The sequence below is a fragment of the Methanocella sp. MCL-LM genome, assembly GCF_049676595.1.
GTDB lineage: Archaea > Halobacteriota > Methanocellia > Methanocellales > Methanocellaceae > Methanocella_A.
The window spans coordinates 2,915,000-2,927,264 of sequence record NZ_CP187259.1 but is presented as its reverse complement, the minus strand read 5'-3'; the positions used below and the strand labels follow the sequence as shown (position 1 = coordinate 2,927,264).

General features: G+C 51.8%; 8 protein-coding genes. 5 read left to right on the top strand and 3 right to left on the bottom strand.

Annotation, left to right across the window (positions count from 1 at the left end; all coding sequences use genetic code 11):
• Nucleotides 1–46: 46 nt before the first annotated feature.
• Nucleotides 47–721: a hypothetical protein gene (locus ACPLPM_RS14890; protein ID WP_424357560.1), complete on the bottom strand. Its 675-nt coding sequence runs from the start codon at nucleotides 719–721 to the stop codon at nucleotides 47–49.
• A gap of 135 nt (nucleotides 722–856) precedes the next feature.
• On the opposite strand from ACPLPM_RS14890, the gene ACPLPM_RS14885 reads away from it, so the two are divergent.
• From ACPLPM_RS14885 to ACPLPM_RS14870, 4 genes are all read left to right on the top strand, one after another.
• Nucleotides 857–2,023: an AAA family ATPase gene (locus ACPLPM_RS14885; RefSeq protein WP_424357559.1), complete on the top strand. Its 1,167-nt coding sequence runs from the start codon at nucleotides 857–859 to the stop codon at nucleotides 2,021–2,023.
• 441 nt (nucleotides 2,024–2,464) lie between these two features.
• The gene (locus ACPLPM_RS14880; protein WP_424357558.1) at nucleotides 2,465–3,070 is read left to right on the top strand and encodes a fasciclin domain-containing protein; all 606 of its coding nucleotides are present in this window, start codon (nucleotides 2,465–2,467) and stop codon (nucleotides 3,068–3,070) included.
• A 336-nt stretch (nucleotides 3,071–3,406) separates the two neighbouring features.
• Nucleotides 3,407–4,240 (top strand): 4Fe-4S dicluster domain-containing protein, encoded by an 834-nt coding sequence (locus tag ACPLPM_RS14875; RefSeq protein WP_424357557.1) that lies wholly within the window; start codon nucleotides 3,407–3,409, stop codon nucleotides 4,238–4,240.
• A 290-nt stretch (nucleotides 4,241–4,530) separates the two neighbouring features.
• Nucleotides 4,531–4,746, top strand: a complete 216-nt coding sequence (locus ACPLPM_RS14870; protein ID WP_424357556.1) for a hypothetical protein — start codon at nucleotides 4,531–4,533, stop codon at nucleotides 4,744–4,746.
• A gap of 415 nt (nucleotides 4,747–5,161) precedes the next feature.
• On the opposite strand, the gene ACPLPM_RS14865 is transcribed toward ACPLPM_RS14870, so the two are convergent.
• Both ACPLPM_RS14865 and ACPLPM_RS14860 read right to left on the bottom strand, forming a co-directional pair.
• Nucleotides 5,162–8,767 (bottom strand): efflux RND transporter permease subunit, encoded by a 3,606-nt coding sequence (locus ACPLPM_RS14865; protein WP_424357555.1) that lies wholly within the window; start codon nucleotides 8,765–8,767, stop codon nucleotides 5,162–5,164.
• Nucleotides 8,768–9,047: 280 nt separating this feature from the next.
• Entirely contained in the window at nucleotides 9,048–9,542 is a 495-nt protein-coding gene (locus tag ACPLPM_RS14860) for a MarR family winged helix-turn-helix transcriptional regulator (RefSeq protein ID WP_424357554.1), read from the bottom strand.
• A gap of 172 nt (nucleotides 9,543–9,714) precedes the next feature.
• On the opposite strand from ACPLPM_RS14860, the gene ACPLPM_RS14855 reads away from it, so the two are divergent.
• Nucleotides 9,715–12,264 (top strand): oligosaccharyl transferase, archaeosortase A system-associated, encoded by a 2,550-nt coding sequence (locus ACPLPM_RS14855; RefSeq protein WP_424357553.1) that lies wholly within the window; start codon nucleotides 9,715–9,717, stop codon nucleotides 12,262–12,264.
• Nucleotide 12,265 lies beyond the last annotated feature (1 nt).

The window sequence follows — 12,265 nt, the reverse complement described above, 5'->3', positions numbered from 1 at the left end:
ACGGCCACTGACAGTACATTGATTTGCAATTTAATGATACAAATAATTATGTAACAAAACTATCTATCATTACGAACTTATCTCTTAGATTATATTTAAATAAGGTGTTAGTGATATGGGTTTTATTAGTTCTATCATTATGGTATGATACAGAAAGTAGTAGGTAATACTCATTACTTTCATTAATTACCATATCTAAATTTGTATTAACAACCATTTGTCCTTTGTGATTCTGATTTGGCATAATTATTACATATGGAGTATCATCTTCTAATTGTAGTGTAACGTCAATTTTTGATGTATCTTGCTTTGCTCTTATTCTTGCGTTTGTGGCTGGGTAGTTGCCATAATTGGTAATCTCATTGACAATTATGGTTTTATTTTTTTCAAGTTGTACGTGTGGAACGGAAAAACCTAAAAACGGCCTTAGTCTACTATTAATTTCTTCTTTAGCTACATCCATTGTTTTTTGGTTTAATTCGATAGATTGTTTCGTCATATCTAACGATATTTGAGTTAACGCTATTGCCCGTTTGGTCTGTCTTATCTGGTAAATTACTATTACAAATGCGAAAAGGCTGATTATTACTGATGCTATTGTCATGTAATTATCTGCTAACCGATCAGGTAGAAAGGGTGATTGCTGATATGTATTGATATTAAGCAATAATTCTAAGGTGGAGTTGTTTTGAGCTAAAGGAACTGATGTAGCTTGCTGCATAAGCATAAGTTATTGTGAATACTGATAGTAACTTAAAGTTTTTGAAATTGGTCATTAGATAAAAAGTATAACGAGTATATTTGAATATGTAATACTCACAATACTTATTTATACTCGTTATACTTTTTATCTATTGTGATTCGTTATAATCCGTTTAACCCGCAAACTCCAGCTAGGCCGGACTTTTTCGTTGGTAGAGAACCCGAAATTTTGGAATTCGAAAAAAACCTTAGTCAGACAATGCATGGTTCGCCGATGAATATGTCTATAAGCGGTAACAGGGGCACGGGTAAAACATCGATTCTAATTAAATTCGAAAATATTGCAAAAAACAATAATTGTTTAACTCTACGGATATCAAACTATGAAGGGAACTTAAAAAATATACTGGAACTTACCAATTATATTTCATCCAATCTTAAACGGGAACTTCTTAGCAGACGATCGGTTGAATTGAAACAAAAGCTTGAACAGGAATGGACTGAAACTTTAACGCCTTATATCGTTTGGAGAGAGTCTGCGCCAGTTAAAGAACAAGAAGATATCGTACAAGATTTATTACGTGATCGTTTATTAAAATTATGGGATGAAATAAAAACTGAATATTGTGCTTGTGTTATCTTATTTGATGAAGCTGAATCTTTAGAGCGCGACAATTTGGTTGGAGCATTAACGTTTCTCAGGGAGGTATTCCAAAGAATATCCACCGATTCTAACTATATGGTTGTTCTAGCTGGAAAGCTTAATTTCCCTGATCAAATGTCAGAGTCCTTTTCCCCGCTAAATCGATTTTTCCCCTGTTTTAGACTTAAACCTTTTTCAAAGGATGAAATTCGTCAATATCTCGTAAAAAAACTAGATTCTGTAAACGTTGGTATCGATGAAGATGCTATTACATATATTGCTGAGAAAAGTGAAGGGCACCCATATGTTTTAGTAGCTATGAGCTATTTGATATTTGACTCGATGAATGATGACGAGGATCATATCTCAATGGATCTAATCATTAGATCTAGACCCAAAATCAAATCTCGTTTAGCCGAAGATTTCTTTAAACCTATGTACCACCCTCTTACTCCAAAAGCAAAGGAGATCATAACACTAATTGCGATCAAATCTCCAAGTCAAGATTTTTCCTTTGCACAATCTCTTGAGTATACGCATAAATCAAAGAATATTATGTCCCCATATATTCAGGAATTATTAAGGAAAGGTGTGATAGATAAACTAGAGCGCGGTAAATACCAGATATTCCACTCTCTATTCAGGGAATTTTTAATTGATAACAAAAATCCTCGATAGTATCACCATAAATAATACTCGAAACTCCTGCTATTTGTGACCTTGTAAGTGCTATTGGGATAGTCGATACTTATCCGAACAAGGCTAAGAAATACACTATTTAGAATATCACGATTAATTAATATTCCACCTTCAATATATAATGGGTTTGTGTAATTATTAAAAATCATTCCAATATAATTTTCATAGGAGTATTTTATTATTGTGATATAGCTGGTCAACTTTAGTCAGCTACTATGGATTGTTTATCAATTCGTGTGATGGGATATCGGTGTTATTGTCTAACCCTAAATATCGCTCGGATTCTGAATATTACTTAGTCAAGAAAAATCAGGCTGTAGCACAGATTATGTTGAGATTATGATAGTTTCAGGTCGCCCGTGGGAAAAACTTGTTAAATCTATCAATTTACCATGCATCCCAGATAGATCGGTGGTATGGATGGACAAATTGAAAACAGTCACAAGTATGCTGATTATCTCAGCGCTCTTGCTGGCCATAGTGACCCCGGCGCTGGCGCAGACGCAGGTAGTGTCTGGCAATACTAAAGCCAGCGCTATGGTACCTGTCGAGCGATCTGATAAAGATATGCTGCCAGCAATGCTGGATACAAAAGACATTAGCATTGCAGCTGCAACGATGAAGGCGGCAGGGCTGGAAGGCATGATGATGCCCGGAGGCAAATACACGCTCTTCGTCGCCTCTGACACGGCCCTGAATGCCACGAGCCCTGACATGAAAAATGCGATGAAGGAAAAGCTGAACAATAAGCAGGTAGCCCAGGAATTTGTCAACGGCCACCTGGTTAGCCGGATGGTTACGCCCGACGAGTTGACGGACGGCAAGATGCTCACCACCCTGAACGGAATTCCGCTGAAAGTCAGCAGGGCCGATGGGAAGACTATGGTGGACGACGCCACTCTCCTCAAGGCCGTCGAGACCAACAACGGCATTGTCTACGTGATGGACAAAATTCCCTCATCGATCGGCGGAATGATGACGCAAATGGGCATGATGCCGCAGAGTACCATGCCGGTAAACCGGTGAAAAGGGGAGCCTGGCTTTCATCAATTTTTTTTTGTTATGCCTGAAGCCTTTTGTACGGGTGCCCGCAGCGTTTACACGAAGTATAGTCCTTACTGAATCGTTTTGCACGAGTTCCCGTACCATTTACACGAAGTACGCTAAGTACGCGAAGTACTCAAAGTTTGATAATACCGGCATGCTGTAAAATGATCTTATAGTAAAACTTCGTGTACTTCGCGTACCTCGCGTACTTCGTGTAAACGGTACCTGACTGTCCTAAACTGTCTGTGATTAACCATAATATTTCACCGGAAGCTTTATGAGTTCGCATGCTTACGAACTTAATTGAGCGTTTTTATGAAACGGAAGATTATCGAGATCGACGAAGACAAGTGCACCGGCTGCGGACAGTGCGTTCCATGCTGCCCGGAGGGAGCCATCCAGATCATCGACGGTAAGGCGCGGCTAATCAGCGATTTATTCTGCGACGGCCTCGGCGCATGTATCGGGACCTGCCCCGAGGGCGCTATCTGCGTGGTCGAGCGGGAAGCCGAAGCATACGATGAAAAGAAGGTCATGGAAAACATCGTCAGACAGGGCCCGTCTGTCATCAAAGCCCACCTGGAGCACCTCGCCCACCACGGGCAGACTGATCTGTATAAACAGGCGGTGGAATACCTGAAGGAGCATAAGATCAACGTTCCCGGCACTGGACAGTCCGGTGGCTTAACCCATGCGCCCCACGCCGGCTGCCCCGGGTCGATGATGAAGAGCATTCCTCGAAACCGCCCTGCTCCCGGCCAAAAGCCCGCTGAAAAGGCCGAATCCGAGCTCAGGCAGTGGCCTGTGCAGCTCAAGCTCCTCAATGCGGCAGCCCCCTACTTCGACGATGCCGACCTGCTCATTTCAGCGGACTGCGTCCCATTCGCCTATGCGGGCTTCCACACTGAGTTACTCCGGGACAAGATCGTCATCATCTTTTGCCCGAAGCTTGATACTGACCTCGAAGGCTATGCCACCAAGCTGGCGGAGATCTTCACGAGACACACGATCAAATCGATCACCGTCGCCCGCATGGAAGTCCCCTGCTGCGGCGGCGTGCGCAGCGTTGTGGACAAGGCGCTGGAGCGGTCGGCGAAGAAGATCCCGGTCAGCGAGAAGACGATCACGATACAGGGCGATGTGAAGTAATATAAGGCTGGGGCTAAGGGGTGAAAAACATAGTCGAACGCTGCGCTGTGCTGGTGCTGTGTTGTATTAATCTTTTCGCCTTGTTCGCCTTTTGAACGCCTGCTTTAGCAGGCGTTCTTGAGGTGATGCGATGCCGATCGCTGCGCTGTGCCAGGATCACTGATTGATTCTGTCATGAAAAGGGCGTTTTCAAGTTAAGCTTGTGAAAAACTCCTGGAGGTCGGGGAGTTCCCTGGAGGTTGGGGAGGATTTTCAAGCTGGGAGGTTAGAGATAGGCAAGGGACACCTCCGTGTCGGTCACAGAGGTCGGAGAGGAGGTCTGGGAGTGTGGAAAGGTCTGGGAGGATAACGGGGTATTATTCTGCACTTTTCGGATGAGCGCCCGTACCATTTACACGAAGTACACAAGGTACACGAAGTACGCGAAGTACGATAAAAGGGCTGACTGCAAGCCGATCTTAAAGTATGACTTCGGGTACTTCGAGTACTTTGAGTACTTCGTGTAAACGGTACCTGACAGCCCCAGATAGTTCGAATGTGATCACCAACAAAATTCTCTCGGACCTCCGGGTACCTCACATAACCTCCTCTCAGACCTCCTGACCTCCCTGACCTCCCAGCTTGAACGTGTCCTCTCCAAACTCCCGGTACCTCCCCGACCTCCTCCCCGACCTCTCAACACCTCCCGGACCAACAGTTTTTCATGGAATACCGATTTTACAAATTGCACAGATGGCATTGGATCAAAGTGGTTGACGTTAAACCTATTTATCATCGATTAGTATCTGTGCAATCTGTGGCATCAGTTTCAATCTGTGTTTCTGGCACAGCGCAGCGATCGTGTGCGTTCAAAGGCCATTAATAATTGCAGAAAAAAGTAAGCCGGGGCAAACTCCCCGGCACTGTTGTTTTGCCTGGACTTTACTCTTTCTTAGTTTCCTCTGGCACCACCAGCTTTGCAGGTTCTGCTACCTTATCCTCACCCGGCTTTGCCGGCGCTTCACGGTCCTTAGACCTCTGGCCCCCGAAGGGCCACCACCAGTTCCACTTGCCCATGAGGATCATGACCGCGGGTACCACGATCATGAGCATCAGCGTGGCGTCGATGAGTACTCCAGCTGACAGCGCGAAGCCTATCTGCTGCATCATCTGCATGCTGGACAGCATCAGGGTGCCGAACGCTCCGGCCATGATGAAGGAGCAGATCAGGATGATCAGCCCGGTCGAGGAGATCGCTTTCTTGATCGCCTCCCGGTCGCTCTTACCCTTCTGCTTCTCCTCCAGGATCCTCGTCACGAGGAAGATGTCGTAGTCTACGCCCATGCCCATGAGGGCGCAGAACAGCATCATCGGGAGCATGAAGATCATCGTCGCTCCCTGCCCGATCTGGTAGACTATGACGTAGGCCGCCAGGGTCATGCAGATGCTCAGGGATAGCGTGACCAGGATGCGGAACGGGAGGAACACCGATCTCAGCAGCACGATCAGGATGAGCAGGATGCCCACGATGACGATGGGCAGGACTACCATGAAGCCGTTGATGTTGGCGGCCTCTACGTCCCTCGTCATGGCGGGGGAGCCTCCCACGTGGAACTCGGTATTCTCCAGGGCTCCGGTGCTGTTGTCCTTGAGCATGGCCCGCATCTCGTCTATGGCGTGGAAGGCCTCGTTGGAGTACGGGGAGCCGTTGAACGAGGCGTAGATCACGGTGGTCCGGCCGTCTAAACCGGTGGCGTTATCCATGTACTTCTCGTAGTACGCCTTTTCGACCGGGGAGTAACCTGTCAGGTTATCGTAGGTGATGGTCGCGCCGTCGGGGCGGGTCATGGAATAGACTTTGTCTACGCCGTGGATACCGCCGACCATGGCGGAGATGTTCTCTATCCTGTTCATGGCCGCAACTGTCTGGTTGCCCGAGTCGTCGGTCAGGTTCACCGGCAGGGTGGCCGTGATCATGACCTTGCCCATCAGGCTGCTGCCCATGGATTCCTCGAGCACGTCGTAGCCGGTCTTGCTCTCCACGTTGTCCGGCAGCATCGAGACCATGTCCATGCCCGTGCTGAGCTGGGCGGCGAAGAAGATCGCCGGCACTGCCAGCAGCACTGCGAGGGCCACGATGACCTTCGAGTGCTTCAGCACGTTACCGGTGAGCCTGTCCCAGAAGCCCGTGAGGGTCTGGCTCGGCTTCACGTTGAAGATCTTGTTGGGCCAGAACAGGCGATCGCCTACCAGCATCAGTACCGCAGGGATTAGGGTGAGGGCTGTGATCATCGAGACGATCAGCCCGATGGACACGCCGACGCCTATGGAGGTGAACATGCCCTGGCCGCTGAAGATCAGCGCGCCGAAGCCCAGCGCTGCCGTCAGGCCGCTGGAGGCGATGCTCTTGCCGGCGTGCTCGACCATGGTGATCACGGCGGCCTTCTTATCCTTACCCTCGCGCCGCTCTTCGACGTACCTCGAGAGCATGAAGACGCAGTAGTCGATGCCTGCGCCCATCATGATCACGACGATCAGGGTCTGGATGATGTAGTAAAGGTCCATGTAGTGGCTGATGATGGTCAGCGCGCCCATGCTGCTCACGATGGCCACGCCGATGGCGGCCAGCGGTACGAACGGGGTCAGGATCGACCTGAAGTACAGCAGCAGGAGAACCAGCACGACCAGGATCGTGAACTTGTCGATGTTGCTGATGTCGTTCATCGAGGCTGCCTCGGTGTCGGTACTCATGGCTCCGGAGCCGGTCACGTAGGCGTTGACCGAGGAGAAGTCTCCTGCAGCTTTCAGGTCGAGGATGTTTTTCCTCAGCTGCCCGATGTCGGCGTTGATCAGGTCGTCGTCTTTGGTATTGTCCGCGTCCAGCGTCACCAGGTATAGCGTCACGTTACCTGCGGTCAGGCTTTTCGTGATCTGGTCCGGGAACATCTTGGGGCTGTTGTAGTCGTGGGTGTCCGCCCAGTTGCCCGCAAAGGCCTCCAGCTCCGAATCGGAAAGGTTCCTGTCGAGGTCCAGCAGGGCGAAGAAGTAGGAGTTGTCGCCTCCTGTCGTGTTCATGCTGTCGATGATCTTCCCCACGACATAGGCCTTGACACTCTCGTTGGAGGCGTTGCGGCCGAGGCTGTAAATTTCCATTATCGTCTGGTTCTCGGAAGCGTTCTTACCCTCCATCGCCTTCCTCAGCACGTAGTCGGCAACAGTGGAGTTGTTCGGCTTCGGGCCCCAGCCATAGATTTCCTTGACCGTGGCGGTCTCCGACTCGTTCATATCCTTGGTGATCTTCTTCAGGACGTAGCTGTTAGCCTCTTCTTCGGTCGGGTTGCCAAGATCCCAGGCTTCCTGGATGAGCTGTTTAGCATCCGGATCATCCGTGCTCTCCTTTGCCTTCCGGATCAGGTAATCGGCAATGGTGCCCGGGTGGGGGTTCCTGCCCATGTAGTAGACATCTTTGACGGCCTGGAACTGGTCGTCGGTGACTCCCGGCATCGAGCGGGCGCCGGCCAGCACCATCTGATCGTAAGCGCCGGAAGACGGGTTAGGGCCGAGATCGTAGACTGCCTCCAGCTGGGGCTTATAGCTGGCCTCAAGGTTCCCCTGGGCCATGGCAGTGTTAACGCAGAACGCCTTGACTGCAGCCGGGCTGTAGGTGTCGTAGCTCATGCCGGCGTAGGCCGCCTGGAACATGGCTCTCTGGGCCGGGTCAGAAATGCCTGCCAGTACCTGGGGGAACGCTGCCTGAATGGCTGCCCGGGCTCTCTCGTCCGGGCTGGTGATCGAAGAGATGCCGGGGCTGTTCCAGGCACCGTAGAAGGCCGCCAGGTACCCGGAAGCCGGGCCGCTGACCTGGGAGCTCATCGCGTTGTAAGCTGTCTCGCTGCTTACCGAGTCGTTATCGCCCGCGCCGATCCTGCCCTGGTAAATGGATACAAAGTTGTGAGGTACCCCGTAGATCATGTCCGGGGCTGCCTTAAGCTGGTACATGCCATCATGGCCCGAGACAAGCTGGTCTCTGCCCGCGTAGAGCTGGCTGCTGAGCTGCTGCATCTGCCGCTGGCCCCGATGGATCTGGTCGTTGATCTGCAGGACAGCCTCCTTCAGATCGTACATGCCCTCGCTGGAATTGAGCAGCGTGTCGGTAGCGTTGTACATCTCAAAGTTGGCTTCAGAGATGTTCTCGTAGCCGGCGTAGAGCCCTTCGTGGAGCTCGGGGGTCATGTTGACCAGCATCGCCCGCTGCATCCCGCAAAGTGAGGTGGTGCCTGACAGGTTTACGATAGAGCTGTCGTTGACGACAGTGGCGTTGAGCCTTCTGATAAAGTCAGAAGCTGCTGTCCGGTTATCCGACTCGACGACTACGATCAGCTGGGTCGTTTCCGGAGCCGGGAACTGGGTATCGTAGATCTTCTGGGCTTTGGACGAGTCCGTGTCCTTCGGCATGAAGTTCGTCGCGTCGTACTTCAGTGTGTCAGAGAGGTTGAGCGCCAGCGGCGCCATGAGTATCAGAATGAGTACCCATACCCCGATGACCACCAGCGGTTTGCTGGCGATCAGCTCACCGAGCTTTTTGAATATGTTAACACCTCTTCGCTTTGCGGTTTTGATAGGCGGCCGGTTAAGCCGGCTGCCATTTTATCAAAGGCACTTCGTATTTAGTAAGTGGGCTTACTAAGCGCAGCTTATACCTTCACTTACTATAAATACCTTGGCACTTCAGTAAATAACTTTATATAACGGAACGATGAAACCGTAAGTCTTTAATGTGCTATTCCAGACTCAATAAGGGCTGATTCTTACTATATATTACTTCAGTTTACAGCAGCCTTTTCAATATTTTGATAAAGGTATCCATGTCCTCGCCGACGGCTGCGAAGAACTCCTCGTCGAACCTGATTGCTTCTTTCAGGGCGACGTCTATGGTTTCCCTCCCCTTGTCAGTGATCACGAGGGATCTCGCCCTTCTGTCTACCGGATGTTCCTGCCTGTCGATATAGCCTTTCTTTTCCAGGGCACGCAGTACTTCGGAGACCATCATCTTATCCGCATTCTGGAAGCTCGCCAGGTCTGCCTGGGTAACCAGCTTGCCGTTTTTGGTCATCACCATCAGGCTGGCCAGCATGGTCAGCTGGGTGCTGGTGAGGTCGAAGTCGGCGAGCTTTTCCTTAATCCTCTTTTGCCAGGAGTGGATGACCTCGAGCAAAAGGTAGCTCGGGCTGGCTGTGAGCCTGCTCATCTCCGGCGACATCTCTTTCCAGTCACCTTCAGGGGCTGAGCAAGGCAAGGGATCTCTGTCCCATCCGACGTCCATGTGCGGGTAGTTGTTCGTGGCATGATAAAAATTTATCGTCTCGTCCTGCCGCCCAGTATCTCCTGCACTTCTGGCTGCCTGTGATGTGAACCGGCCGACGTATGCCTGTATTTTGGGCCGGCAGCACCTTCCGGACACCACTAACTATTAAATAAAAGAGTATGATTAAGTAATGGTCCTACTCATGAGCTCTTCGAAGAAGAAGTCACGTGCACCTAAACAGAAGCTCCCTGATGCCCCGATCGACAATGTCGTGGCAGTCCAGTCTTCTACGCAGGAAATCGCCGCGGAAGTGCCTGCTGCCGCCGCCCCGAAGCCGGAGGCGCCGCAGACTCGGGCCTCTCTGGCAAGCAGAATACTGTCCTGGAGACCTTCGCTTCCCGGTGTCCTGCTGCTGGGCATCCTCGTCGTAGGCCTGGTCTTCAGGATGCTGCCATCTACCTATGCTATCCGGGACGGCCGCGTGATGTTCGCAGAGTTCGACCCTTACTATCACATGCGCCGGATCACCTACGCTGTCGAGAACTTCCCGTTTACCAACGTCTTCGACCCGTACGTGAACTATCCCCACGGCTACTTCGTGGGCTGGCCGCCGCTCCTTGATGTGCTGGGGGCTACGCTGGCCTTGATCGTCGGCCTCGGCAATCCTGACACCTTCACCATCGAGCTGGTCTCAGCTTTACTACCGGTAGGCCTCGGGCTGCTCGCCATTGTGGCTGCGTACTTCTTCGTCAAGGACGTCTTTAACGAGAAGGTCGCGCTGCTGGCGGCGTTTGTCATGGCCATCCTGCCCGCCTCGATATTCCGGGCCAGCTTCGGCTACGTCGACCATCACGTGCTTGAGGTTCTGCTGTCTCTTACGATGTACGTGCTCTTCATGCGGGCGGTTTCCCGGGCAAAGTCACAGGGGCTGACGTTGCGGAACCTGACGCAGAAAAAGGAGCCTCTGGTATATGCCGCTCTTGCCGGTGCAGCCACGGCAGCCATGGTCTTCGCGTGGGACGGGGCACCTATCTTCGTCGGCGTAATCATACTATACTCACTTATCCAGTATACTGTCGACGCGTGGAGAAAAGATGGCTCTGAGTACCTCTCGGTCGCCGGCCTCGTCGCGGCTGCCGTCGCCCTGCTGATCGTGGGGCCTGTGGCCATTACCAGCTACCATGGCATGCGGCTGGAAATCAGTGCCATCCACCTCTCGCTCTTCCACCTGATCTTCATGGCCGGCCTGGCTGGCTTCTTCCTGTGCATGGAAGGGCTGCGGCAGGCTGTCTCCCGGGCGAAGGCACCCTGGTTCGTCCTCCCGGCGGGCATCGTGATCCTGGGAGCGACTGGACTGCTCTTCATTAAAACCTTCCTGCCGGCGGTGTTCGCCGGCCTCGAAGGCGGTATCACTTTCCTGAGAAGCGGCAACGTCATCCTCTCATCCATCTCGGAAGTGGCACCTCTGCTCTACTGGTCGGGACAATTCTCGCTGACCTTGATGTTCGCTTTCCTTTCCACTGCCCTGTTCCTGGCTATCGTAGGGCTGGCATGGTTCATCTATTCGTTCCCTAAGGCCCGCCCGAGCAACGAGCGGATTTTCTTCCTCACCTGGTCGATCGTGATCATCGTGCTGGGGCTGCTGCAGTCCCGGTTTATCTACCTGCTCGGAGCCTGCGTGTCAGTATATGCTGGCTATGCAATGTACCGGGTACTGTCCGTAGCCGGTCTGGACCGGTTACCAGGGGAACTTCGGAAGGCCGGCGATAAGGGCCGGACAAAAACACCTGCCCGTTTGTCGCCACTGCTGATCGTCACCGCTGTGATTCTGCTGCTGGTGCTCGCCCTGACCGCTTACTCCTCCTACACCCGGTACACGACTCCCGAGCCGTATACGCTGGACTGGAACCAGGCAGCGGCCTGGCTGAAAGACCACTCGCCGGCCACGTCTTACACATATTCGCCGGATATGGGTGCCGTGCCGGAGTATAGCGTCATGAACTGGTGGGACGACGGCAATTTCATCCTGTACCGGGCGGAGCGGCCTGCAGTCTCTAACAATTTCCAGACGGGTATCGATGAGTGCTCGAGGTACTTCATCGCCCAGGACGAGACCTCGGCGAACCTGATCATGGACGCGCACAAAAGCCGCTACGTGATGATCGACCGGCGTATGACTCCTGGCACCCTCGGGTTCAACTATGGTACTTTTGAGAACATACCTACGCTAGCAGGCGACGACCCGTACCGGTACTTCGTGACCTACCGGATGCCGCAGCCGTACCAGTCGGAGGTGGCCTACGAAGGGAACGAGCGGTACTACAACACTATGTTTGCCAGGCTCTGGTACGGGTGGGGCTGTGGCGGAATGAGCCCGATCGGCGGCTTGCAGAACGGCCTGGAGCACTACCGCCTGCTGCACATCACCGATGGCCAGGACACCGTGCAGATCTTTGAGTACGTCAAAGGGGCGACCATCACCGGCACCGCAGAGCCAGGCTCGAAAGTCGGGCTCAGGCTGAACGTAACCTACGACGGCACTACTAAAGTATACGATAGTATCGCCACTGCTGACTCTTCAGGTACCTACAGCTTTACTGTGCCCTACTCGACAGGCATGGCAGGCGATGTCCTGACGAGCCCGGAATACACCCTTACTTCGAGTTCAGGGACAGTAAAAGTTCAGGTGCCTGAGCAAGCGGTCACTGAAGGCAAGACCATCATCGCCGGAGGTATGTAAA

What these genes read in the sequence shown, in the direction of transcription:
- ACPLPM_RS14890 (WP_424357560.1), bottom strand. Translation starts at nt 721, where the DNA reads ATGCAGCAAGCTACATCAGTTCCTTTAGCTCAAAACAACTCCACCTTA.
- ACPLPM_RS14875 (WP_424357557.1), top strand. Translation starts at nt 3,407, where the DNA reads ATGAAACGGAAGATTATCGAGATCGACGAAGACAAGTGCACCGGCTGC.
- ACPLPM_RS14880 (WP_424357558.1), top strand. Translation starts at nt 2,465, where the DNA reads ATGGACAAATTGAAAACAGTCACAAGTATGCTGATTATCTCAGCGCTC.
- ACPLPM_RS14855 (WP_424357553.1), top strand. Translation starts at nt 9,715, where the DNA reads ATGGTCCTACTCATGAGCTCTTCGAAGAAGAAGTCACGTGCACCTAAA.
- ACPLPM_RS14860 (WP_424357554.1), bottom strand. Translation starts at nt 9,542, where the DNA reads ATGGACGTCGGATGGGACAGAGATCCCTTGCCTTGCTCAGCCCCTGAA.